At 27.8% G+C, this 23,430-nt stretch carries 27 protein-coding genes and 2 pseudogenes; 20 read left to right on the top strand and 9 right to left on the bottom strand.

Annotation, left to right across the window (positions count from 1 at the left end; all coding sequences use genetic code 11):
* Nucleotides 1–301 precede the first annotated feature (301 nt).
* From SLY_RS03065 to SLY_RS02970, 20 genes and pseudogenes are all read left to right on the top strand, one after another.
* On the top strand, nt 302–955 hold the full coding sequence (locus SLY_RS03065) for a sigma-70 family RNA polymerase sigma factor (RefSeq protein WP_015637619.1): 654 nt from the start codon (nt 302–304) through the stop codon (nt 953–955).
* 1 nt (nt 956) lies between these two features.
* Nucleotides 957–1,184 carry a DUF2963 domain-containing protein gene (locus SLY_RS03060; protein ID WP_015637620.1) on the top strand — a complete coding sequence of 76 codons (228 nt, stop codon included), beginning with the start codon at nt 957–959 and terminating at the stop codon, nt 1,182–1,184.
* A gap of 75 nt (nt 1,185–1,259) precedes the next feature.
* Nucleotides 1,260–2,543 carry a replicative DNA helicase gene (dnaB, locus tag SLY_RS03055; RefSeq protein WP_015637621.1) on the top strand — a complete coding sequence of 428 codons (1,284 nt, stop codon included), beginning with the start codon at nt 1,260–1,262 and terminating at the stop codon, nt 2,541–2,543.
* Nucleotides 2,544–2,565: 22 nt separating this feature from the next.
* Complete coding sequence (locus SLY_RS03050; protein ID WP_041784259.1) at nt 2,566–3,198, top strand: hypothetical protein; 633 nt, start codon at nt 2,566–2,568, stop codon at nt 3,196–3,198.
* Nucleotides 3,188–3,853, top strand: a complete 666-nt coding sequence (tmk, locus tag SLY_RS03045) for a dTMP kinase (protein WP_015637623.1) — start codon at nt 3,188–3,190, stop codon at nt 3,851–3,853. Before SLY_RS03050 ends, tmk begins: the two co-directional genes overlap by 11 nt.
* On the top strand, nt 3,850–4,059 hold the full coding sequence (locus SLY_RS03040) for a hypothetical protein (protein WP_235043252.1): 210 nt from the start codon (nt 3,850–3,852) through the stop codon (nt 4,057–4,059). Before tmk ends, SLY_RS03040 begins: the two co-directional genes overlap by 4 nt.
* A complete protein-coding gene (locus tag SLY_RS03035; protein ID WP_015637624.1) occupies nt 4,034–4,846 on the top strand; it encodes a DNA adenine methylase in 813 nt (270 codons plus the stop codon). Before SLY_RS03040 ends, SLY_RS03035 begins: the two co-directional genes overlap by 26 nt.
* Nucleotides 4,847–4,910: 64 nt before the next feature.
* Nucleotides 4,911–5,459 (top strand): DUF2963 domain-containing protein, encoded by a 549-nt coding sequence (locus tag SLY_RS03030; protein WP_015637625.1) that lies wholly within the window; start codon nt 4,911–4,913, stop codon nt 5,457–5,459.
* A 71-nt stretch (nt 5,460–5,530) separates the two neighbouring features.
* Complete coding sequence (locus SLY_RS03025; protein WP_015637626.1) at nt 5,531–5,821, top strand: HU family DNA-binding protein; 291 nt, start codon at nt 5,531–5,533, stop codon at nt 5,819–5,821.
* A 24-nt stretch (nt 5,822–5,845) separates the two neighbouring features.
* The gene (locus tag SLY_RS03020; protein ID WP_012358681.1) at nt 5,846–6,523 is read left to right on the top strand and encodes an N-6 DNA methylase; all 678 of its coding nucleotides are present in this window, start codon (nt 5,846–5,848) and stop codon (nt 6,521–6,523) included.
* Nucleotides 6,477–6,662, top strand: coding sequence for a hypothetical protein (locus SLY_RS03015; protein ID WP_015637627.1), 186 nt, complete (start codon nt 6,477–6,479; stop codon nt 6,660–6,662). Before SLY_RS03020 ends, SLY_RS03015 begins: the two co-directional genes overlap by 47 nt.
* The gene (locus SLY_RS03010; protein ID WP_015637628.1) at nt 6,655–6,843 is read left to right on the top strand and encodes a hypothetical protein; all 189 of its coding nucleotides are present in this window, start codon (nt 6,655–6,657) and stop codon (nt 6,841–6,843) included. Before SLY_RS03015 ends, SLY_RS03010 begins: the two co-directional genes overlap by 8 nt.
* A 25-nt stretch (nt 6,844–6,868) precedes the next feature.
* Entirely contained in the window at nt 6,869–7,309 is a 441-nt protein-coding gene (locus tag SLY_RS03005; RefSeq protein ID WP_015637629.1) for a hypothetical protein, read from the top strand.
* A complete protein-coding gene (locus SLY_RS03000) occupies nt 7,302–7,535 on the top strand; it encodes a hypothetical protein (RefSeq protein WP_015637675.1) in 234 nt (77 codons plus the stop codon). Before SLY_RS03005 ends, SLY_RS03000 begins: the two co-directional genes overlap by 8 nt.
* Nucleotides 7,536–7,875: 340 nt before the next feature.
* Complete coding sequence (locus SLY_RS02995) at nt 7,876–8,502, top strand: hypothetical protein (protein ID WP_015637674.1); 627 nt, start codon at nt 7,876–7,878, stop codon at nt 8,500–8,502.
* 100 nt (nt 8,503–8,602) lie between these two features.
* Nucleotides 8,603–9,700, top strand: coding sequence for an AAA family ATPase (locus tag SLY_RS02990; RefSeq protein ID WP_015638126.1), 1,098 nt, complete (start codon nt 8,603–8,605; stop codon nt 9,698–9,700).
* 2 nt (nt 9,701–9,702) lie between these two features.
* Complete coding sequence (locus SLY_RS02985; protein ID WP_015638125.1) at nt 9,703–11,319, top strand: DNA double-strand break repair Rad50 ATPase; 1,617 nt, start codon at nt 9,703–9,705, stop codon at nt 11,317–11,319.
* A 92-nt stretch (nt 11,320–11,411) separates the two neighbouring features.
* Nucleotides 11,412–12,242 carry a coiled-coil domain-containing protein gene (locus SLY_RS02980; protein ID WP_015638124.1) on the top strand — a complete coding sequence of 277 codons (831 nt, stop codon included), beginning with the start codon at nt 11,412–11,414 and terminating at the stop codon, nt 12,240–12,242.
* A gap of 328 nt (nt 12,243–12,570) precedes the next feature.
* Nucleotides 12,571–13,188: pseudogene (locus SLY_RS05305) on the top strand (hypothetical protein); the annotation flags it as partial.
* 570 nt (nt 13,189–13,758) lie between these two features.
* Complete coding sequence (locus SLY_RS02970) at nt 13,759–14,862, top strand: replicative DNA helicase (protein ID WP_015638122.1); 1,104 nt, start codon at nt 13,759–13,761, stop codon at nt 14,860–14,862.
* A 329-nt stretch (nt 14,863–15,191) separates the two neighbouring features.
* Here SLY_RS02970 and SLY_RS02965 read toward each other — a convergent pair whose 3' ends face one another.
* The 9 genes and pseudogenes from SLY_RS02965 to SLY_RS02925 all read right to left on the bottom strand — a co-directional run bounded on the left by SLY_RS02965 (nt 15,192) and on the right by SLY_RS02925 (nt 23,419).
* The gene (locus SLY_RS02965; protein ID WP_041784363.1) at nt 15,192–16,136 is read right to left on the bottom strand and encodes an IS3 family transposase; all 945 of its coding nucleotides are present in this window, start codon (nt 16,134–16,136) and stop codon (nt 15,192–15,194) included.
* Between the two features lie 738 nt (nt 16,137–16,874).
* Nucleotides 16,875–17,117 (bottom strand): annotated as a pseudogene (locus SLY_RS02960) (transposase); the annotation flags it as partial.
* A 492-nt stretch (nt 17,118–17,609) separates the two neighbouring features.
* On the bottom strand, nt 17,610–18,209 hold the full coding sequence (locus tag SLY_RS02955) for a hypothetical protein (protein WP_015638119.1): 600 nt from the start codon (nt 18,207–18,209) through the stop codon (nt 17,610–17,612).
* A 23-nt stretch (nt 18,210–18,232) separates the two neighbouring features.
* Nucleotides 18,233–18,703: a Panacea domain-containing protein gene (locus SLY_RS02950; RefSeq protein WP_012359118.1), complete on the bottom strand. Its 471-nt coding sequence runs from the start codon at nt 18,701–18,703 to the stop codon at nt 18,233–18,235.
* A 29-nt stretch (nt 18,704–18,732) separates the two neighbouring features.
* The gene (locus tag SLY_RS02945; RefSeq protein WP_015638118.1) at nt 18,733–19,527 is read right to left on the bottom strand and encodes a hypothetical protein; all 795 of its coding nucleotides are present in this window, start codon (nt 19,525–19,527) and stop codon (nt 18,733–18,735) included.
* 92 nt (nt 19,528–19,619) lie between these two features.
* A complete protein-coding gene (locus tag SLY_RS02940; protein ID WP_015638117.1) occupies nt 19,620–21,251 on the bottom strand; it encodes a coiled-coil domain-containing protein in 1,632 nt (543 codons plus the stop codon).
* A gap of 2 nt (nt 21,252–21,253) precedes the next feature.
* Nucleotides 21,254–22,405: an AAA family ATPase gene (locus SLY_RS02935; protein ID WP_015638116.1), complete on the bottom strand. Its 1,152-nt coding sequence runs from the start codon at nt 22,403–22,405 to the stop codon at nt 21,254–21,256.
* Nucleotides 22,406–22,463: 58 nt separating this feature from the next.
* Nucleotides 22,464–23,093, bottom strand: a complete 630-nt coding sequence (locus tag SLY_RS02930) for a hypothetical protein (RefSeq protein ID WP_015638047.1) — start codon at nt 23,091–23,093, stop codon at nt 22,464–22,466.
* A gap of 2 nt (nt 23,094–23,095) precedes the next feature.
* Complete coding sequence (locus tag SLY_RS02925) at nt 23,096–23,419, bottom strand: hypothetical protein (protein ID WP_015638115.1); 324 nt, start codon at nt 23,417–23,419, stop codon at nt 23,096–23,098.
* Nucleotides 23,420–23,430 lie beyond the last annotated feature (11 nt).

Genomic DNA, 23,430 nt, shown 5'->3' with positions numbered 1-23,430 from the left:
TTTAACAAACTTCAAAATTTAAATTGTTGTTTACAAAATTAACCCTGAAGAAACTTAAAAAGATTTTACACCTTTAGTTAATAAAATATTTTAAAAAAATATTATTTTTTTGTTTAACAACTCAATTTTTAAAGAAGCATATGCCCTTTAGTTAATAATTCTGAGGTGTTCCAAAACTTTGGACAACTTTTTACTTTTTAAAAATTCTTTAAGATTAACTTAATAGTTAGTCTTTTTTTCTTTTCAAGACTAAAAAAATAATTTCATATCTTTTCTAAAAATATTTTTAGGAAGGAATAAAATGCAAAGAGAAAAATTATTTAAAGATTTTTTAAAAAATAAAAAGGATTTAGAAATTCGCGATCAATTGATCGAAATGCATTTACCATTAGTAAAAAAAATAGCCAACCAATTTAAATACTTCCCTAAATCACTCCAAAGAGAGGATTTATACCAAGAAGGAATTTTAGGTTTAATTAAAGCTTTAGATAAATATAAAGATTTAGGTTATGGTTTTTATGGTTTTATTAACTATGCTAAAGAATTAATTAAAGGCGAAATTACAGAACTTATCAGAGGCCTACAAACCGCTTCAACCCCCTTGAAGTTGGTTTTTCGGAAAGAAAAACAAACAAGTAATATTCCTTTTGAAGAATGGGAAGAAGCAAAGCAACCCAGGTGGAGCACAATCCTCAACCCCCATCAACTATGGTTAAAACAAGATAATCATGAATTATTCTTAAAAAAACTTAAAAATATTTTAAATTACAAAGAATTCGAAATTATTAAATTAAGTTTTGGGATTCCTTTGGGAAACGTTAATGAAGAACCTCAAATTGAATATTCCAACAAAAATATAGGACAAATGTTAAATTTATCTTCAAGGAAAGTAGCGATTATCAAAAACAAAGCAATTAAGAAATTAAAAAAAATATATAAAAAAGGAAATAAATAATATGAATTGTAAAAAAAATAAAACTACTTACTACAATATTGATGGTAAAACAATTTACGCCATTCACGAACATGATCCCGATACATTGAATTTTATTAAAACAACCTGGTTCCATAAAGATGGCAAAACAATTGACTTTATTACTGAATATGATCCCATAACAGAGGAACCAATCAAAGAAACCCATTACAACTCCGACGGAACAATTAAAGAAGAAAAAACTTTTTAATTAATATATAAACTAAACCCCTTTTTTTGAAGGGGTATTTTTTATACCCAAATCACAAAAAAAGGAGTTTGAAAGATGATTGAAGCCGAACGCGCATTATTGGGAGCGCTATTATTAAATCCAGAAAAAATGGATGTTGTTATAAATTTAGTTAACACAAACAATTTTTCCAACCCCAAGCATCGTTGTATCTTTGAGACAATGAAGCAATTAAAACTGCAAAATCGCGAAATTGATTATGTTACGGTGGGTTCTGTTTTAGATAACAATTTATACAAAATAGGAGGAATTGATTATTTAATTGAATTAGTGGAGACGTCCCCTGCAAGTGAATATTTAGAGACATATATTGATTTAATCAAAGAAAATTCCCTTAAAAAAGATTTGTTAGGATTAATAAAACAATTGCCTTCTGAATTATCAAAAACTAAAAATATTCATAATTATCTGCAAACAGTCAAAAACCAAGTAGAAAGTTTTATGCAAAAAACTAAATCTCCTTTTATTTCTACAAAAACATTAATTCCTTATATTCGCCAAAGTATTGTTAATGATGACAACCCCAACCAATTTGTAGGAATAAAAACAGGCTTTAAAAATCTAGATGAATTAATTTCTGGGTTTAAACCAAACCAATTAATTATCTTAGGAGCAAGAACTGGGATGGGAAAAACTGCTTTTATGTTAAATTTGGCTTGTAATATTGCAAAAAACTTTACTACCAACCCCGAAAACCAAAAAGCAGTTATTTTTAGTTTAGAAATGGCAGCGGAAGAATTAGGAATTAGGTTACTTTCTTCTGCTTCTCAAATCCCTTTAAAACAACTCCAACAGAAAAACTTAACTAAAAATGAAAAATTACAGTTACTTATCGCTGATGACGAAATCACGCAATTAAACATTTTAATTGATGATGATAGAAATAACAAAATTGAAGACATTGAAACCAAATGCCGACAAATGAAATATACTAAAGGACTTGATATTGTTTTTATTGATTACCTCCATTTATTAAAAGACCCCCAAAGTTTTAATACATATCAAGCAATATCTGAGATTTCACGCAAATTAAAAAAACTAGCAAGTGAACTTAATATTCCAATTGTAGCTTTGAGTCAATTTAACCGTTCAACCTATGTAAGAGAAGTCAAAAGCCCACAATTAACAGATTTAAGAGATGCGGGATCAATTGAACAAGACGCTGATGTTGTGATGTTATTACACCGCGAAAGTTATTATCAAACACCTGATAACAACCCACATACGAATTTAATTATTGCCAAAAACCGTAGCGGTCCCAAAGGCGAATGTAGTTTTAATTTTTATCAACAAATCCAAAGATTTGAAGCAAAAGAATAAGAATAAAAAAGGAAATAAAAATATGAAACAAATATCTAATTTAGATTTTAATAATATTAACGTTTTTAATCATAAATCTTTGTGCGTTAACATAACCAAACAAATAGTTCAACCAATTTTTTTCAACAAATCTTTTAATCAGTATATGTTTGATTGTCATAATATACTCAATACATATTTAACCAACAACCAACACAACTCTCAAAGTCAAAAATCAATTCGCGGAAAAATTAACGAATACTTAATTTTGCTTTATCTAAATCACAAAGGAATTAAATATTTATATCCTCAATCATATTTATTTTTCATCCCCGATATTAAATTTGATTTAGTATTGTTTACCAAAACTAAACGCATTATTGCTTTCAATTTCAAAACTTGCCTTCGTGAACGTTACAAACAATCAATAGTAGAAGGTGAACAAATCAAAAAACTAGACACTCGTTTTGGCTTCTATTTATTAACAAATGATGAATCCGAAACTCAAAGATTAAATAATAAAATTAAAAATGGTAAAGTACAATCAATTAACAAAGTAATCAATTTATTTTCCAATTCAGCTAATCTCTTCTTACAAAACTTACTAACCAACCAATTCATTCCCTTTTCACCTATTAATTTAATTAAAAAGATGGTTCGCCCTAATGACAAATAAATTAATTAGTTTTGAAGGTGTTGACGGAAGCGGCAAAACTACTTTAATTAACGAATTAAAAGCTTCTTTTGAAAATAAAGGCTATCAAATTAAATTTTTTCAAGGTTTAGGCAGTTCCATTGTTGGAAAAGAAATCAGAAATTTATTTTTACATCAATCCAAAATAAGCCCTAAAACTAAATATTTATTAAGCCTTGCCAACATGATGCAAACCCAAGATGAATTAATAATCCCTGCTTTGTTGGGTGGTTATCTTGTTATAGTTGACCGTTGGTATGATTCCACTTTCGCATATCAAAGCAAAGGCAATTACATGGATTATGATGATAAAATTACTTCAAAAATCATCAATCATTTCTTAATTAAACCTAAATTAACTTTTTACCTAGATATTGACCCTAAAATTGGGCTAAAACGAAAACAAACTCAATCAAATCATAAATTAGACCTCATTGAGCAAAAACCCTTAAATTATTTTGAAAATGTCCGCAAACATTATTTAAACCAACATAAATACTGTAATGATGCAAATTGTAAACACCAAAATTGCCATCATTTTTTAATTAATGCAACAAAATCCCAAAAAGATAATTTAGAACAAGTAATTAAAACTTTAATTAGTAAAAAAATAATTCAAATAAATAAAGGAGAATGAAAATGATTTTAACTCCCAAACACATTTTAATATTGTTAAGTATAACATATTTAGGATTTATCATAACAAATCTAATGACCCTATTTTTTGATTTTAATTTAGGAATGAAGGCTAATACTGCTATTAGTCTTGTTTCTGATGTTGTCTTTTTAATTTATATTTGGGTAAAGGAGTTTAATAATGAAAATACCATGGATAGGCAGTAAAAAGAAAATGTTACCTAAATTATTAAAATATATTCCAACAAATTATAACAATTATTATGAACCTTTTTTAGGAAGTGGGGCTTTATTCCAATCTCTTACCCCCTCAATTGTCACTTTGAACGATAATGATATCAATTTAATACAACTTTGGAAAGATATGTTAGCAAAACCAGAATTGTTTTGTGATTATGTGCGTAAATTTGAAGACAAAATATATGAAAATAAAGATCAAAAGACGCAAAAAGAATCATTTAAACATTTGGTAGAAAAATTTAATAAAAGTAATTTGGGTGCTTATAAAAGTGCCCTTTTTTACGTTTTATTGAAATATGCTTTTAGGGGCATTTTCGGATATCGATCCGATGGAACTATTTATTTAGGATACGGGTTTTCATCTCGTTTCAAAAACCCTATAATTGTTTTATCAGAAATCCAAAGAATAAAAACCAATGTTAAGAATATAAAATTGTTAAATGGCGATTTTGAAAGTGTCATTAACCAAACCCAAAGCAACGATTTTATATTTGTTGATCCTCCGTATTGGCGTGAAGGGATTAAAGATAAATATTTTTATCAAAAACCTTTCACATTTGAAGATCACAAAAGACTTTATAAAAGTTTAGAAATGGCAAATTATCGCAAGGTAAAGTGGTTGTATACAAATTATAATTCGTCAAAAATAACTGAATTGTTTAAAAAATTTCACATTCAACCCATTCAAACCACTACAAAACACAATTTAACTTCAAAAGGGATATCGCAAGAAGTTATTATTAAAAATTATTAAAAAGAACAAATAATGAAAATTTTAATCAACAAACAAATATTTTAATTAAAGGAGAAAAATAATTATGAATCATCAAAAAACTTTTTATCGCAAAGGAATTAAAACAGCTATAAAATTTGTTGCTGAATATAGCCCAGATGGTAAATTAACCAAACAAACCCAATACTATTCCGATGGCAAAACAATTTATGTCATCCAAGAATACGACCCTCAAACACATAAAAGAATTAAAGAAACTCATTATTACGGCGACGGCAAAACAAAGAGGTTTGTTATTGAATATTACTCTGATGGCAAATTAAATAAATCAACTTGGTTCCATAAAGATGGCAAAACCATTAATTGTATTATTTGTTGGAATCCTGAAACTGCAGAAATAATCAAAACAATTAATTATCATCTTGATGGCACAATTGGAGAAGAAATAATAGATGATAAAAACCACACCATAAATTGCTATCAAGATGACTTCAAAACGTTAATTTATACTAATGAATATAACCCCCAAACAGGTAAATTAACCAAACAAACCCAATACAACCCAGATGGAACTGTTTTTAATGAAATCTATTACAACCCCAATGGGAGTATAAAAGCAACAAAAAAATATTAATCATACATAAAAAACCCCAAATAATCAAAACTTTAATCAAAAAAAATATATTATAAAAAAGGAGAAATCAAATGACAAAAAAAGAATTAATCAAAAACATCGCAGTAATGAATAACACTTCAGTTACTCAAACGCAAGATTTTTACAACTCGTTTGAAAATGCTTTAATTGAAGCAATCACATCAAACGAAGAGGTAGTTTTATCCCCCCAACTTGGTAAATTCATTTTAAAAAGCCAAAAAGCCCGTTTAGGACGAAATCCTCAAACAGGTAAAAAACTAAAAATCCCTGCAAAAACTGTGGTAAATTTCAAACTATCAAAAACCCTCAAAGATGGAGTTAAAAACCTTAAATTAAAATAAAAAAAGAAAAGGAAAAATAAAAAAATGTATCGAGTTGATAGAAATAATTTTTTCAAAAATGAAAAAAAAGCCACTATTTATACTCCCAGTTGGGTATCGCAATTTTTATATAATATTTTATCACCTCAAATCCAACGCGGTTTAATCCTTGACCCTTGTGTTGGTGAAGGTTCTTTATTACTACCTTGGCAACAAAAAGGATTTGATGTTTTAGGGGTTGATATAGAAAAAACAACCTTCCCTAATTTAATTCATAACAACTTTTTAGAATTAACCCAAAAGGATTTAAATACACAAAAAATATCCTTGGTAATTACAAACCCACCCTTTAATTTGGATTTTAAAACTAAAAACTACGTTAAGGAAAAATATGGTGGTCGTCCTTTGTTGCCTGAGTTGTGGTTAAGTAAAATAATTGAACTTTTTGGTAAAGATATCCCAATTGTTTTATTTACTCCTTATGGATTCAGACTTAATCAATCACTAAATAGCAAGCGATTACAGAAATTTTTAAATCAAGAATATCCCGAAATCTCTTCTATTATTAGTCTTCCCAAAGACGTTTTTGAAAACGTTGTTTTTCATTCAGAAATTTTAATTTTTAACGTTAACCATTTAAAACCGCATTATTTCTGTGGAATAGCCACAAACCAAAATGACTACTTATTTATTAACTCGTCAAATTGGTTTATCCCAAAATAAAGTTCTCGATGAAGTTAATGATACAAGAAACCAAACCCAAGAACGATTCAATAAAACACATAAAAAACTGGATGAATCAATAGAAAAACTTGATGAATTAGATAAAAAGATTAATAAAAATAATAAGGAGAATGAATAATATGAGCGACGGCATGTCAGAAGCATTTAATGGGACTTATTTCAAATCCCGCAATTCCCAATCCAAGAAAAAAACTAATAAATATAATCAACCAAAAGGGCAATGGCTTAATTTAGACCGCCCCAATAAAACTTTTAAAAACAAAAAGAAATCGTTTAAAAAAACGAAGAAAAGTTATTAAAGATTATTAAGAAAGGTAAAAAAATATGTGGTTATTTTCAATATTTGCAACAATTAGCAATTTTATTCTAAATTATACCAAAGGATTTACAACTACTGAAATTCTTGAACGAAGAATGGATGGAATCCAAACAACACTTTTCACTATTCTTATTGTTTTTGGGTTCAAACCAATTTTTAAATTAATTGCAAACACTTTAAATTTCTTCAAAGATTTAATTTTGGGTATCTTTTTCCCCAACAAAAAACTACAAAAATTAGAAATCCAAAACGCCAAACAAGAATATTTAGAAAAACAATTATTAAAAAAACTAGATAAAATCAATGAAAACCAAGAAAAACTCCAATCCCAAATTATGGTTCAAAGAGTTAAAGTTTCTCATTGGCAAGAGAAAAAAGCAAGAAAAAAACAATTAAAATCGCAAAATATCAACCGAATTATTAAAAAGGAGGATGAAAATGAATGATCTAAATTTCGCCATCGGATTTATTGTTGGCGCCCTATTCACAACTGCTTTAATGTTTATCATTAAAAAAATCTTTTTTAATTTTCTTCCATTACCAGAAATCAATAATAAATCTGAAACACAAAAAGAATTTAAAACCCCTAAATCATCTTCAATTCTTCCCAAACCAAATAATGAATCAAAAGAAAAGGATGATTTAGAAAATTACAAAAAAATAAATAATTAATACAAAGGAGAAAAAACAATGATTAAAAAGTAATAAAAAAGAAAAAAACAAATAAAAAATCAACCGAATTAAAAAATAAAAAAGTACTAAATTCAAAACAAACACTACCAAACAAAACAACGGTAGTAAAAGTACCAACCACCCCAAAAAAACAACCAACTCAAACAACTTCCAATAACAACAAAGGCAATTTATTTAAAACATTTATAAATTTAACAATCATTTTTAATTTTATTATACTTGTCAATGTTATTTATTACCAAAACCAAATCCCTTGGTTAACCACAGGTATAAATAATTTAATTGCTATCATTAAATCAACCTTAGGAGGTAAATAATCATGAAAAAAAACCAAAAACCAAATAACAAAACTAAAAACAAAATAATTACTGTTCTTACAATTTTAATTTGTTCTTTTTTTGCCATTAGTTCTATTGTGGCTATTAATAATTATTTCTCACGTCAAAAACAAGAAAAAATTAAATTAATGAGCGAAAACGATGCCCCTTTATTTGAAGTAAATAGAATAAGCGGTAACAATGAAGATAAAACCCTTATCCCTTTACCACTACCTAATTTAAATCCAAACAAATATCATCATGTAGTTACCATTAATCACCAAGTTCTTCTAAACTCAAATGGATTGGACGTTAGTGTTCCTTTATACCTTAAAATAACACCAAAATATGACACTCATAACACTTTTTCTAATCCTGAAACACTCTTTAATTTAGAAGTTAAAAATAATAACACAACTTATGATAACACCAAACGTCAACAAATGGTTATCAATAATGACGGCAGAGGCAATATCAATATTCAAATTAAATTAGAACAAAACAACTTTATTCAAACAAAAAACCCAAATCTAACTTTAATTCTTAACTATGAATTAGTCGATAAAGATGGAAATGCGTTGAGCGGTGGTAGTTCAACTATTGAAAACAAAATCAAAAATTTAGCTTAATTAAAAGAAATAAGACTAAGTTAAAAAACTTAGTCTTATTTGAGAAAGGAAATTAATTATGAAAACCAAAACCCCAACACAACCACTTCTCTTAAAAGTAATGACGATTGTCATTTTATTTTTTTTATTTTGGTTAGCAACTTATGTCTGGATTCATCACCAAACTTTAATCATCACTGAGGAAAAAATAAACCAACACGAAGGGTTACTTAAACAACAAGAAGAAATACCCAAAGATAAAACACAAACTTTATTAGATAATAACAATCTTTCTACTAACACAATTATCCAAAAAGAAGGAGTTGTTTTTAAACCTTCTGACCCCCAAAAATTTATAGGTTTTGACAAATTAATTTGGTTTAAAGAAGAATTAAAAGCAGTTCAAGGATTTATTAATTATTTAAAAAATCCTGAAAACTACCAAGGTATCGGACAAGTTGAACCACCCCTAGGAATTTTAATGTATGGAGTTCCTGGTACAGGTAAAACTACCTTAGCACGAGCGCTTGCCAAAGAAACTAATTTACCATTCTTTGAAGTAAATAGTTCCTTATTTTCCCAAAAGTATAAAGGATTAGCACCGCAAATGGTAAAAGATTTATTCACTGATGCAAGAATTGTTGCCGAAGAATGTAATGGGGCGATCATTTTTTTAGATGAATGTGAAACTATTTTTACTGATTTAAGCATGTTAGAAGCAGGTTCAGAAATAGCTAACGTTGTTAACCAATTCAAAACCGAAATGACTTCCATAGATAATAACCCTGATAAACCAATTTTCATCATCGGGGCAACAAATCAATATCATTTAATTGATGAAGCAATTAAATCCCGTTTTACGTACAACATTGAAGTAAAACCAGGAAATAAAGCCGAACGTCAACAAATGTTAGAATTCTTAATGAAGAAAAGAAAAAACCCTTATAGTGAAGAAGCAAAACAGTATTTATTTGAAGTAATTAACGAAGCTTTGGAAAGATTACCACAAAATCAACAATTCTTAAAAGCCAATCGTACTTTAGAAAACCTGTTAAAAACCACTGTTAGTATTTTTGCTAAAAACCGTGGTAAAGGTGAAAACAAAAGAAGTGAAATTAACAAAGAAGATTTAAAACAGGCTTATCAATTGATTATTTCACCAGATACCAGTTTATTAGATCAAATTGAAAACAATCCAACCCCGAAAGGAGGTGAATAAATATGATATCACCATTAGACGTTCTGAAAGGTTTTATTAACTTAAAATCTTATTTAACATGGTTTTTGCTTGCTACTACTGTTTTTGGCCTTTTTTGTTTCATCAAAAACAAATCTTCTCACAATCAAAAAACCACAACCCTAAAAAGTTATTTAATTCCTTTTTTAATTATTCTTACCCTATTCAGTTTTCTTTACTTATCTTTCTTTCATAAAACTGAACCATCAAGTAAATACACAGGCCAATTAATCGAAAAAATTGATAAAGCCATTGACAAATACGATGAAACCATTAACAATTATCATGGTTTAAAAAAAGATTGGGAAAAGGAATTACAAAATTGTGAAGCGGAATTAAAAGAACTTTACGAACTCCAAGAAACAACCCAAAAAGCCAAAGATAAAATCAAAGAGTCTCTGAATAACAATGAAACAAAAATTAAAGAAATAAAAGAAAATTTAGATAAAAATACCGAAAATATCACTATCTTAAAAGGCAAACTAATCCAATTAGAACAACAAGAAGAAGCCAAAGAAAAAGAAATTAAACAAAAACAAGAAGAACAATTTAATCTAGCTTCTCCAGATGATAAAATTAGATTACAAGCTGAAATTGAAAAACTCCAAGATGAAAAACAAAAAATAATTGAAGAAATCAGCGAAGTCAAACTTCAAATCAAAAATTTAGAAACAGATCAAAAATACTACCAAGATATGTTATCTGGTGCTGAAATGTTAAAAAAAGATTTACAAAAAAGATTTCAAACTTTAACTGATGATGAAAAATCACTATTCAACCAAATCCAATCAATCGAAGATCGCCGTGCTGAAATCCAAAAAGAAATTGATGAAGTCAATAAAAAACTTGAAGAAATCAAACTCGAAAAAGAATTATATCAATCCCTAAAATTAAAATATCGAGAAATGTATAACCGCATGATAACTTACGAAAAAGAACATGAAGCATCAGCAGGAAATATTGCCAAATGGGTCTTCAAAGGTTTTGATAAAGTTACTGACTTAATCCCTGGAAGAATGGTTCTCAAAACTTTAGATAAAACAATAAGTGTTACGCGTAAGTTCGCTCAAGGTATGTCAAAAGCTACTTTAGTTCTTCACGAAGGCCACCGTTTATGGCACATGTATAATGAAGTAGCTAATGAAAATAAAGAACATCCACCAATGATTACCAATGAAGCTTTAGAAATGTATACTAAAGACATCGACCGTGATTTAGCCAAACTTGATGCCGACTACAAAGATTACGAAAAAAAATTAGGTGATTATAAACTCCGTCAAAATGAAGATAATTTAAAGGAAGAAACCAAAAAGTCTGAAGAATTAAATAAAGATATAAAAAAAGATTTTAATTCTTGGATTGATGAATATAAAAAAATCATCGGTGAATTAGAAAAACAACACAATAAAGTTTCAGATACTGTTCCTTTGTTAAACAAACAAGATAAATTAGAAGAAACATTAGAAACCAAAATTGAAGACATCAATGTTTTAAAAGAACAACTAAAACAAAAAAATCCGAGTTACGCTCGCGCTCAACAACGCCTGCAAGCTAGACGAGTTGGTAAAATCCCTGAAATAGTTATGATTCTAAATAAATAATTATTTTAGCTAATTATTTTATTAATAAAATTGTATAATGGTGATAAGTGATATATTTGTTTATCACCATTATCAAGAAAGGTAAATAAATTATGAAGCAACCAAACTTTTTCCAAAAACATTTAGTAACTATTATTATCATTTTACTTTTCGTAATAGCAATTATCATAGGCATTAATCAAGGATTTAATGATTATCAAAACGAAAAAAATTATTTATCTCCTTTAGAACAAACCCCAACAAATCCTTCAAGAATGAAACGTTCTACGGAAGAAACTTCACAACTGAAAATTAAAACCACTGCCGCTCGTTTAGAAAAGATTAAAAATTATCTTTTTACCGAACCTGATAATCCTCCATTATTACCTACTAATTTATCAGAGAGAGAACAAGAAGAAATCAATAAATTAAAAAACAGTTGGAGATTGAGTTTAGGTTATTTAAAAGAATCACAAACAGATATAGATGAAGAACAAAAAGTCTGTGATGAACACCAATCTCAATTAAATTCTATTCAACCTCAAATAGAAGCTTTAAAACCAAAACAACAAAAACTAGAACAACAAAAAGAAGCCAAAGAAAAAGAAATTATAAAAAAACAAGAAGTTTGGAAACAATTTAAATATTTACCTAATCAAACCGAAGAAGTTAGAAAAAAAAGAAAAGAAAATTATGATTTATTACAAGCTGAAATTGAAAAACTCCAAGATGAAAAACAAAAAATAATTGAAGAAATCAGCGAAGTCAAACTTCAAATCAAAAATTTAGAAACAGATCAAAAATACTACCAAGATATGTTATCTGGTGCTGAAATGTTAAAAAAAGATTTCGTAAAAAGCTATGAAAGGCTAGAAAAAGAATATAGAAATCAAATCTTAAACTCTCTCAACTCTCTCTATGAAATCACACCAACTGAGTTATAAAAAATATCCCCCAAATCAAACATGCCTCTTTAACGCATTATTTTGCCCCTCTCGCTGTGATTTAATTACAATTAATGTTTTAACCTTAGGGATTGATTTATACCCCCTTAAATCCAATTTAGCCTTTAAGTGACCTTCAAAAAACCTTGTAAATACCTACTTTTAATTTTTACAATTTTGGCATAAACTAAAACAGATCATTTTTAAACCTAATTTATAACCCCCCCTCTAGTTGAGGGGTATTTTTTGTACCCAAATCACAAAAAAAAGGAGGTTTTCAAAATGTCAAAAATAACTAAAATCCCCTTTATCTAAAAAATTAATAATTATGTTATTAATTATTATCTTCAATTTTGTCCCTTTCATCAATGCTAATTCTTCTTTTTTTCATAGTCAAAACAAAACTAAAATTAAATTAGCAGATTACGAAACCCTCCAACAAGAATGGTTAGCGACCCAACCCAAAATGAAAAGATATGACATTCCTGTTTTATCCAAAGAAAGTATCCCTGAAATCCTAAAATATTTCAACATTAAAACTTCTAATTATGGTTTGGATAACCCTACCTACAATCCTTATACCAAAAATTTCTTCTGCTATGAACTCAAAAATCCTCCTGCAGGATTAATCTGTGCTTTTTTCAAAGCCAGGCAAAACCCTTTTAAGGAGAAATATCCTCAAGATGACGATGAATACACCTTAGATGACCTTTTAAAATACGAAATCGCTATTGAGGAAGCTTTTGTCTTTTGGGATGCTAACAAACAACCGACTCAAACAAATGTCAATATAACTTTCGTCAAGCTAGATATCTTTGCAAGCGACAATAAAGAAAAAGCGATAAACGAATACTTAATCAAAAACAAAATCATCAAAGAACCCAAACCAACTAAATTAGGTTGTTACAACACTACTCCAACTACTGGTCTAGTTGTTCCTTTACCTTCAATAAATTACACAACCCATGAAAAAGATAATGAAATCAAAAATTGGCTTTTACAAGCACAAAAAAAATATAATCATAAAACTAGTATGAAAAAAATAGATTTTCTTACTTTTTGGTCTGATAAACCTTTCACATATATATTTACTCCAAAGATTGATTTTTTGAAAATTGAAGAATTCAGCCTAATGCGAGTTTATAGAGATACTCGAGAATTAATTAAAGAATGTACCATACGAGGAGAAAGCATACAAAAGGCCCCAGGAAAATATTATTGTACACCTTCTATTGATATGAATAAAATAGGATATGATATTGGTGGAGTAGAATTAGTTTTTAGTGAACCAGTTTCTGAACTAGAACCACCTCAACAACAACAAATAGAGGCTATTTACTTTGATGATGGAATCCGTTTTTTCCCAGAAAGTTCCCAAACTTACAATATTGAAGATTTAGACTGCCCCAAAAAAGTGGTACTGGTTGAGAACAACAAATTTATCCAAATTGTTTATTAATTAAAATAAACAATTTGGATTTTTTTGTATCCAAACTGAGAAAAAGGAGTTTGAAAGATGATTGATGCCGAACGTGCATTATTGGGAGCACTATTATTAAATCCAGAAAAAATAGATGCTGTTATAAATTTAGTTAACACAAACAATTTTTCCAACCCCAAGCATCGTTGTATCTTTGAGACAATGAAGCAATTAAAACTGCAAAACCGCGAAATTGATTATGTTACAGTTGGTTCTGTTTTAGATAACAATTTATACAAAATAGGAGGAATTGATTATTTAATTGAATTAGTGGAGGCGTCCCCTGCAAGTGAATATTTAGAAACATACATTGATTTAATTAAAGAAAAATCCCTTGAAAGAGATTTGTTAGGATTCTTCAAACAATCAACAACCGCATTATCAAAAACTAAAAATATTCATAATTTTTTGCAAGCAGTCAAAAACCAATTAGAAAGTTTTATGCAAAAAACTAAATCTCCTTTTATTTCTATAAAAACATTAATTCCTGATATTCGCCAAAGTATTTTCGATGATGACAACCCCAACCAATTTGTAGGAATAAAAACAGGCTTTAAAAATCTAGATGAATTAATTTCTGGTTTCAAACCAAACCAATTAATTATCTTAGGAGCAAAAACTGCGATGGGAAAAACTGCTTTTATGCTTAATTTGGCTTGTAATATTGCAAAAAACTTTAATACCAATCCCAAAAAACAAAAAGCAGTTATTTTTAGTTTAGAAATGGCAGCGGAAGAATTAGGAATTAGGCTACTTTCTTCTGCTTCTCAAATCCCTTTAAAACAACTCATACACAAAAACTTAACTAAAAATGACAAATTACAATTACTTATCGCTGATGACGAAATCACGCAATTAAACATTTTAATTGATGATGATAGAGATAACAAAATTGAAGATATTGAAACCAAATGCCTTCAAATGAAATATACTAAAGGACTTGATATTGTCTTTATTGATTACCTCCATTTATTAAAAGACGACCAAAGTTTAAATATATACCAAGCAATATCTAAAATTTCACGCAAATTAAAAAAACTAGCAGGTGACCTTAATATTCCAATTGTGGCTTTAAGTCAAATGAACCGTGCAAATAATGCAAGAGAAGACAAAAGGCCTGTGCGCTGTTCCTTTTTTTAATACAACTTTTTATTTATAAATTACTCTTTAAGACTTTAAAATTAAGTAGATAATTTCATATCTTTTCAAACTAACAAAGCAATTTCATTAAACTTAAAAAGTGTCTAATGTTTTTTTATAATTTGCTAGTTTCAAAAGATATTTTTTTAATTTTTATCCCTACACTATATAAATAGGCCGAAAAAAACAAAATGTCTGTAACAAAACGACATGGATTAAATTTTTTTACACAATAATGCGGAATTTTTAATTTTTTACTTAAAAAAATGTACAGTGAAATAACCTCTTTTAAAAAGGTTGCAGTTGAATTCGTTAATTAATTAAAATATTTATCTAAAAGATTGAGAATATTTTAAAGGCGATAAAGTATTTAATTTAGTTAAAAGCCATTTATGATTCCAAAAAGAAGTGAATCGATTGATTATTTTTTTGATTTTGCATGGAACTTGTTGAAATAAAAACGGATGCTGGTTGAATAAAATACTTTTCATCTGGCCAAAAAAGTTCTCAATCACGGCATTATCGCGCGGGGTTGCTTTGCGGGACATGCTGATTAAAAACCTTTTTTTAGTTAAGGTTTGTTGTACTTTTAGGGATTGATAAACTAATCCTTGGTCGGAATGGATAACACAAGGTTCTTTTAATGGAGGTAGTTTTTTGATTGTATTTAAAATTAATTCTTTATCTTGGCGATTCGAAGTATGGGATGCGATGATTTGGTTGTTAAAAGAATCGATTATGGCAGAAAAATAGATAAAACCTTGGGGAGTTTGGAAATAAGTAATGTCGGTGAATAATTTTTGCATAGGCTGGGAGGCGGTAAAGTCTTGATTGATTAAATTTGGTGCAACTTGGAGGTTAGATTTTAAATTTTTATGATAATAATATTTATTTTTTTTAGGCCTCAACTTACAACAAATATTATTTTCTTTCATGATAAGATAAACTTTTTTCTTAGTAATGGGTTCGTTGAAAGTTTTTTGGTATAAATCAGTAATTTTACGATGGCCGTAAAAATATTGGTGGTGTAAACATAAAACTTTAATTCTTTTTTGTTGTAAAAAATATTTTGTTTGTTTTAATTTTAACTTTTCTTCAATTTTTAGCCAATAATAATAAGTACTTCGATTAATGCGAATTGTTTTTAAAATGGTAGTTAAATTTAGGTCTTGAGAAAATTGTTTAACCAATTGAAAAACTATTTTTTTATTAATAATTTGAATCTGAGAAATCATATTTTGTAATAATCTTATTTTTTGCTTTAATTTTTGCATTATTAACACCAATTATCTTAATATTTTTTTATTTAATTACAAAAATAATTATAACTCAAAAATATATTTTAAAACTGAATTTTAAAATATATTTATTAAATTAATATATAAATGGAAGATAATATATGTATATGTAATATAAAGAAAGAAATAAAAACTTTTAAATAGTTTTTATTTCTTTCTTTATATATTAACCATATATATTATCTTTACATTATTAATTATTATAGTATGTTTCTAATAAGGTTAAACCCGAATTAATCATTACTAATCACAAACCAATTCAAAATAGCCTTGGAGGGCTTTTTGAATTGGTGTTTAGTTTTACTCACGGGTTTAACCTTATTAGAAGCATACCCATTATATATATAGGCCGAAAAAAACAAAATGTCTGTAACAAAACGACATGGATTAAATTTTTTTACACAATAATGCGGAATTTTTTATTTTGGGCTGTTTTTGTTATATAATAAAAAATAAAACCCCCCCCATCTCTAGTTGAGGGGTGGTTATAAATTAGGTTTAAAAATGATCCGTTTTAGTTTATTCCAAAATTGTAAAAATTAAAAGTAAGTATTTACAAGGGTTTTTGAATGTCACTTAGAGGCTAAACTGGATTTAAGGGGGGTATAAATTACAATTAGGGTAATAACCCTAATTGTAATTTAATCACAGCGAGAAGGGCAAAATAATGCGTTAAAGAGGCATGTTTGATTTGGGGGTGGTATTTTCTGATGTAATCAATTGTTTTTCTTCTTTTAATTTTAACTTTTCTTCAATTTTTAGCCAATAGTAATAAGTACTTCTATTGATACAAATTGTTTTTAAAATAGTAGTTAAATTCAGGTCTTGAGAAAATTGTTTCACCAATTGAAAAACTATTTTTTTATTAATAGTTTTTTTATTAATAGTTTGAATGTGAGAAATCATATTTTGTAATAATCTTATTTTTTTATTTAATTTTTGCATTATTAACACCAATTATCTTAATATTTTTTTATTTAATTACAAAAATAATTATAACTTATTAAAACTGAATTTTAAAATATATTTATTTAGTATCATTAATATTATTTATTTAATCTTAAATAAATAATATTAATGATTATGTTTCTAATAAGGTTAAACCCGAATTAATCATTACTAATCACAAACCAATTCAAAATAGCCTTGGAGGGCTTTTTGAATTGGTGTTTAGTTTTACTCACGGGTTTAACCTTATTAGAAGCATACCCATTATATATATAGGCCGAAAAAAACAAAATGTCTGTAACAAAACGACATGGATTAAATTTTTTTACACAATAATGCGGAATTTCCAATTTTGGGGTGGTTTTTCCATATAAAGGGTTTTTTGAATGTCACTTAGAGGCTAAACTGGATTTAAGGGGGGTATAAATTACAATTAGGGTAATAACCCTAATTGTAATTTAATCGCAGCCAGAGGGGCAAAATAATGCGTTAAAGAGGAATTTATTTTTGAATTTTAGAATATTTCTCATCATAAAAAAAATTATAAACCCCAATATGAATATAAAAATCTATTTCAGGGAATCGTTTTACTCTTGTTTTTATAATCCAATCACTATTTTTATATTTTATTTGTTTATTATGAAAATTATTATTATCGCTTTGTTTTTTAATAATTTTTTCAATTTCTTCTAAAATTTGATTAGGTTTAAATTCTCGTTTTAAAACAAAAAAAATTAATGAAATTTTGTTATCTTTTTCTGTTGTATTATAAATTAGTTGTTCATATTTTTTTTCAATTTTATAACCACGATCTTTTTCTTTTAAAGTAGCACATTCTGCTATGTACTTTTTTTCATTTTTAAAAGGTATTATAATATCTGTTTTGCCATGATTATTGTTGGCTTCACAATTAACGAAATTTTCGAACGAAGAAGGATAACTGTTTAATTGTACAAAAATATTATCTCTATAAATAGCTTCAGTGTCTTGTGGATTAGAATTGTTATTTTTTCTTAAGTTTTTAGTTCTAGAAATACTAACACAAACACTATGAATTGTTTTGATAATTTCTTCAAAATTATCTTTATTTAAATTTTTCAAACAGCAATTTACCCCTTACACAATTAAATTATATTATCTTTAAAAAATTTTTCTAATAATTGGTGAGTAATGATGTTATTTTGCCATTTTTTACGAGGATTATAAGCCTCTTTCCATGGAAGTTCTTCATGAGTTTTAACACTTAATTCTCTGGCACTGAAAGGAGAATATTTATTAATTACTTTATCAATAATTTTTTTAGCTTCTGTAGTTAATTCGTTTTTACTAGCACCTTTACAAACATAATCATTAGGAATTGGATTATCAACAAAATTGAAAAATTCACTGTAAATATTTAAAATGACAGGACCAAACAACCATGCTTCAATTTTTTCTGGAAAAAGTGTTTTTCCTGTTTGGGCTATATAATGACCTTGAATGTAATATAATAATTTATTAATTTTCATATTGGAAATTTTATATTTATTAGTATCCGTTTGGCTAATTAAATAATTTGCAACATCAAAAACGTTGATTTGATTATTATTTTTCATAATTATTCACCTCCTTTTTTATTTATTATTTATCCCTCAGTTGGTGTGTTTTCATAGAGGGAGTTGAGAGAGTATAAGATATTGTTTTTATATTGTAATTCAGCATCTTTATATTGTTCTTCTAACCTTTTTTTAAATTTTTCAGCACGAGATAACATATTTTGGTATTTTTCTTGTTTATTTTCTAATTTACCAATTTGAAGTTTGACTTCGCTGATTTCTTCAATTATTTTTTGTTTTTCATCTTGGAGTTTTTCAATTTCTGCTTCGTTACCTTTTATATCTTTTTTTAATCTATCAAGTTCTTGTTGTTTTTCGTCGCGTTGTTTTTCTAGTTTTTGTTGTTTTGGTTTTAAAGCTTCTATTTGAGGTTGAATAGAAATTAATTGAGATTGGTGTTCATCACAAACTTTTTGTTCTTCGTTGATAACACTTTTTTCTTGATTTAAATAACCTAAACTCAATTTCCAACTATTTTTTAGTTTATTGATTTCTTCTTGTTCTCTCTTTGATAAATCCGATGGTAATTTAGAAATGTCAGTAGGTTCGATAAAAAGATAAGTTTTAATTTTTTCTAAACGAGTATCAGTGATTTTAATTTTCGGTTGGGGGGGTTCTGTAGAACGTTTAGGTCTGGAAGGAGTTGGAGTGGTTTCGGGTTCTAAGGAATCTTTTTCTGGAGTTTGTCCTAAAGGAGATAAAGAATTTTTTTCGTTTTGATAATCATTAAATCCTCGTTGAATTGATATGATAATTGCGATGCCGATTAAAGAAATGATAATAATAGTTACTAAATGTTTTTGGAAAAAGTTTGGTTGCTTCATAATTTATTTACCTTTCTTGATAATAGTGATAAACAAATATATCACTTATCACCATTATACAATTTTATTAATAAAATGATTGGAGAAAATAATTATTCATTTGGAATTTTATTTAAAAGATTATTGTAAAGTAAATCTCTTCTCTCTCTTTTTCGTTCTTCAAAAAGTTTTTGAGCACGAGCGTAACTCGGATTTATTTCTTTTAGTTGTTCTTTATTGGTATTTATTGCTTCATTTGTATTTTCTAATTTATCTTCTAATTTATCTTGCTTGTTTAACAAAGGAACAGTGTCTGAAACTTCTTTTTGTTTATCTTTTAATTCATCGATGATGGTTTCGTATTCATTAATAACTGATTCTTCTTTTCGTTCTATTCCACGAACTTTTTCTCTAGATTGCTCTAATTCTTGTGCTAAATTATCTTGATTTTGACGGTTTTTGAAATTATCTAATTTTTCTTGAAGGTCTTTTAAATTACCTTTGGCCTCAGCAGAATCGCGGTCAAGACGAGCACAAATAGAGTCATAAGTTTCTTTAGTCATCATTTTAGGAGTGCCATCTTCATTTTGGAAAAGCTCTTTGAATAATTTAATTCCTCGGTGGACTTCGTGAATGACTAAACTTGCTTTGGCGATGGTGCTTGCTGTTTTTTTAAAAACACCACTGTCTAATGCTTTTAACAAGCCACGGCCTCCATAATGATCCAAGTAAAGTTCGGCTCCTTGGAATAAAGCATCACGAAAGTTTCCAAAGCTTAATTCATGTTTTTTATCCCAGTCATCCAAAGAGGATTTTGAATTTTCGGCAGCTTGGCGGATAACCTCTAATTGATTGATATGCACTTCAATTTTGATTTTTTCTGCTTCGACTTCCTCAATGTTTTTTTGGATTTCGGCACGGCGATCTTCGACTGATTTAATTTTATTATATAAGTTTTTTTCTCCTTCGGTTAAATCTTTATATTGTTCTTCTAACCTTTTTTTAAATTTTTCAGCACGAGATAACATATTTTGGTATTTTTCTTGTTTATTTTCTAATTTACCAATTTGAAGTTTGACTTCGCTGATTTCTTCAATTATTTTTTGTTTTTCATCTTGGAGTTTTTCAATTTCTGCTTTTAATCTAGTTTTATCATCGGGAGAAGCTAATTTTTCTTCTTCTTGTTTTTGTTTCATTTCTTTTTCTTTGGCTTCTTTTTGTTGTTCTAATTGGATTAGTTTGCCTTTTAAGATAGTGATATTTGCGGTATCTTTATCTAAATTTTCTTTTATTTCTTTAATTTTGGTTTTGTTTTTTTCTAAAACATCTTTAATTTTATCTTTGGCTTCTTGGGTTAATTCTTTTTCGTCGTGAAGCTCTTTTAGTTCTCTTTCACATTTTTCCAATTCCTTTTCCCAATCTTTTTTTAAACCATGATAATTATTAATCATTTCATCGTATTTTTTAATTTCTTCATCAATTTTTCCGATTAATTGACCTGTATATTTAGATGATGGTTCAGATTTATCAGATTTATGGAAGAAAGATAAGTAAAGAAAACTGAATAGACCAAGAATAATTAAAAAGTAAATTAAATAACTTTTTAGGGTTGTGGTTTTTTGATTGTGAGAAAATTTGTTTTTGATGAAACAAAAAAGACCAAAAACAGTAGTAGCAAGCAAAAACCATGTTAAATAAGATTTTAAGGTTATAAAACCTTTCAAAACGTCTAATGGTGATATCATATTTATTCACCTCCTTTCGGTTTTAATTGATTTTCAATTTGGTCTAATAAAGTGGTATCTGGTGAAATAATCAATTGATAAGCCTGTTTTAAGTCTTCTTTGTTAATTTCATTTCTTTTGTTTTCACCTTTACCACGGTTTTCGGCAAAAACGGAAACAGTTGTTTTTAAGATGTTTTCTAAAGTACGATTGGCTTTTAAGAATTGTTGATTTTGTGGTAATCTTTCCAAAGCTTCGTTAATGACTTCAAATAAATACTGTTTTGCTTCTTCACTATAAGGATTTTTTCTTTTCTTAATTAAGAATTCTAGCATTTGTTGGCGTTCGGCTTTATTTCCTGGTTTTACTTCGATGTTGTATGTAAAACGTGATTTAATCGCTTCATCAATTAAATGATATTGATTTGTTGCCCCAATAATGAAAATTGGTTTATCAGGGTTATTATTCATAGAAGTCATTTCAGTTTTAAAAGCATTTACTACATTGGCGATTTCTGAACCTGCTTCTAACATACTTAAATCAGTAAAAATAGTTTCACATTCATCTAAAAAGATGATCGCCCCATTACATTCTTCGGCATCAATTCTTGCATCTTCAAATAAATCTTTCACCATTTGCGGTGCTAATCCTTTATATTTTTGGGAAAATAAGGAACTATTTACTTCAAAGAATGGTAAATTAGTTTCTTTAGCAAGGGCTCGTGCTAGAGTGGTTTTACCTGTACCAGGACAGCCGTACATTAAAATTCCTAGGGGTGGTTCAACTTGTCCAATACCTTGGTAGTTTTCAGGATTTTTTAAATAATCCATAAATCCTTGGACTGCCTTTTTTTCTTCTTTAAACCCAATTAATTTGTCAAAACCGATAAATTTTTGGGGGTCGGAAGGATTAAAAATAACTCCTTCTTCTTGGAGGTTTGTGTTAGTAGGAAGATTATTACCTTCATTGTCTAATAAAGTTTGTTTTTTATCTTTTGGTTGCTCTTCTTGTTGTTTAAGTAACCCTTCGTGTTGGTTTATTTTTTCCTCAGTAGTGCTTAAAGTTTGATGATGAATCCAGACATAAATTGCTAACCAAAATAAAAAAAATAAAATGATAATCGTCATTGCTTTTAAGAAAAGTGGTTTGGTGGAAGGTTGGTTTTTGATTTCCATAATTTGTTTCCTTTCTCAAATAAGACTAAGTTAAAAAACTTAGTCTTATTTCTTTTAATTAAGCTAAATTTTTAATTTTGTTTTCAATAGTTGTGCCACTACCACTAAACGCATTTCCATTTGAATCAACTAATTCATAGTCAAGAACTAAGGTTAAGAGTGGATTTGTTGCTTTAACAAAGTTGTTTTGTTCTAATTTAATTTGAATATTGGTATTACCTTTGCCGTTTGGTTTATATATAAGTTGTTGACGCTTGGTGTCATCATAAATTATGTTATTGGTTTTAATTTCTAAATTAAATAGTGTTTCAGGATTAGAAAAAGTATTATGAGTGTCATATTTTGGAGTTATTTTTAGATATAAACCAATATCAGAGTCAAATCCATTTAAGTTTAGAACTGCTTGATGATTGATAGTTATGGTGTGATGATATTTGTTTGGATTTAAATTAGGCATCGGTAAAGGGATAAGGGTTTTATCTTCATTGTTACCGCTGATTTTATTGACTTCAAATAAAGGGGCATTGTTTTCGCTCATTAATTTAATTTTTTCTTGTTTTTGACGTGAGAAATAATTATTAATAGCCATAACAGAACTAATGGCAAAAAAAGAGCACATTAAAATTGACAGGACAATTATAATTTTGTTTTTAGTTTTGTTATTTGGTTTTTGGTTTGGTTTTTTCATAATTATTTACCTCCTAAGGTTGATTTAATGATATCAATTAAATTATTTGTACCCGTGGTTAACCAAGGGATTTGGTTTTGGTAATAAATAACATTGACACGTAAAATAAAATATAAAATGATTGTTAAATTTATAAATGTTTTAAATAAATTGCCTTTGTTGTTATTGTTGGTAGTTGTTTGGGTTGGTTGTTTTTCTGGGGTGGTTGGTAATTTGACTACTGTTTTTTCGCTTGGTGGTGTTTGTTTTGAATTTAGTACTTTTTTATTTTTTAATTCGGTTGATTTTTTATTTGTTTTTTTCTTTTTTATTACTTTTTTGATCATTGTTTTTCTCC

The organism is Strawberry lethal yellows phytoplasma (CPA) str. NZSb11 (genome assembly GCF_000397185.1).
In the GTDB taxonomy this organism is placed as follows: domain Bacteria; phylum Bacillota_I; class Bacilli_A; order Acholeplasmatales; family Acholeplasmataceae; genus Phytoplasma; species Phytoplasma australiense.
The sequence above is the reverse complement of the archived record's forward strand: the minus strand, read 5'-3'. Positions and strand labels throughout refer to the sequence as shown.

Coding starts and splice junctions, on each gene's coding strand:
- SLY_RS03065 (WP_015637619.1), top strand. CDS start 302: ATGCAAAGAGAAAAATTATTTAAAGATTTTTTAAAAAATAAAAAGGAT.
- SLY_RS03060 (WP_015637620.1), top strand. CDS start 957: ATGAATTGTAAAAAAAATAAAACTACTTACTACAATATTGATGGTAAA.
- dnaB (WP_015637621.1), top strand. CDS start 1,260: ATGATTGAAGCCGAACGCGCATTATTGGGAGCGCTATTATTAAATCCA.
- SLY_RS03050 (WP_041784259.1), top strand. CDS start 2,566: ATGAAACAAATATCTAATTTAGATTTTAATAATATTAACGTTTTTAAT.
- tmk (WP_015637623.1), top strand. CDS start 3,188: ATGACAAATAAATTAATTAGTTTTGAAGGTGTTGACGGAAGCGGCAAA.
- SLY_RS03040 (WP_235043252.1), top strand. CDS start 3,850: ATGAAAATGATTTTAACTCCCAAACACATTTTAATATTGTTAAGTATA.
- SLY_RS03035 (WP_015637624.1), top strand. CDS start 4,034: ATGAAAATACCATGGATAGGCAGTAAAAAGAAAATGTTACCTAAATTA.
- SLY_RS03030 (WP_015637625.1), top strand. CDS start 4,911: ATGAATCATCAAAAAACTTTTTATCGCAAAGGAATTAAAACAGCTATA.
- SLY_RS03025 (WP_015637626.1), top strand. CDS start 5,531: ATGACAAAAAAAGAATTAATCAAAAACATCGCAGTAATGAATAACACT.
- SLY_RS03020 (WP_012358681.1), top strand. CDS start 5,846: ATGTATCGAGTTGATAGAAATAATTTTTTCAAAAATGAAAAAAAAGCC.
- SLY_RS03015 (WP_015637627.1), top strand. CDS start 6,477: ATGACTACTTATTTATTAACTCGTCAAATTGGTTTATCCCAAAATAAA.
- SLY_RS03010 (WP_015637628.1), top strand. CDS start 6,655: ATGAATAATATGAGCGACGGCATGTCAGAAGCATTTAATGGGACTTAT.
- SLY_RS03005 (WP_015637629.1), top strand. CDS start 6,869: ATGTGGTTATTTTCAATATTTGCAACAATTAGCAATTTTATTCTAAAT.
- SLY_RS03000 (WP_015637675.1), top strand. CDS start 7,302: ATGAATGATCTAAATTTCGCCATCGGATTTATTGTTGGCGCCCTATTC.
- SLY_RS02995 (WP_015637674.1), top strand. CDS start 7,876: ATGAAAAAAAACCAAAAACCAAATAACAAAACTAAAAACAAAATAATT.
- SLY_RS02990 (WP_015638126.1), top strand. CDS start 8,603: ATGACGATTGTCATTTTATTTTTTTTATTTTGGTTAGCAACTTATGTC.
- SLY_RS02985 (WP_015638125.1), top strand. CDS start 9,703: ATGATATCACCATTAGACGTTCTGAAAGGTTTTATTAACTTAAAATCT.
- SLY_RS02980 (WP_015638124.1), top strand. CDS start 11,412: ATGAAGCAACCAAACTTTTTCCAAAAACATTTAGTAACTATTATTATC.
- SLY_RS02970 (WP_015638122.1), top strand. CDS start 13,759: ATGATTGATGCCGAACGTGCATTATTGGGAGCACTATTATTAAATCCA.
- SLY_RS02965 (WP_041784363.1), bottom strand. CDS start 16,136: ATGCAAAAATTAAAGCAAAAAATAAGATTATTACAAAATATGATTTCT.
- SLY_RS02950 (WP_012359118.1), bottom strand. CDS start 18,703: ATGAAAAATAATAATCAAATCAACGTTTTTGATGTTGCAAATTATTTA.
- SLY_RS02945 (WP_015638118.1), bottom strand. CDS start 19,527: ATGAAGCAACCAAACTTTTTCCAAAAACATTTAGTAACTATTATTATC.
- SLY_RS02940 (WP_015638117.1), bottom strand. CDS start 21,251: ATGATATCACCATTAGACGTTTTGAAAGGTTTTATAACCTTAAAATCT.
- SLY_RS02935 (WP_015638116.1), bottom strand. CDS start 22,405: ATGGAAATCAAAAACCAACCTTCCACCAAACCACTTTTCTTAAAAGCA.
- SLY_RS02930 (WP_015638047.1), bottom strand. CDS start 23,093: ATGAAAAAACCAAACCAAAAACCAAATAACAAAACTAAAAACAAAATT.
- SLY_RS02925 (WP_015638115.1), bottom strand. CDS start 23,419: ATGATCAAAAAAGTAATAAAAAAGAAAAAAACAAATAAAAAATCAACC.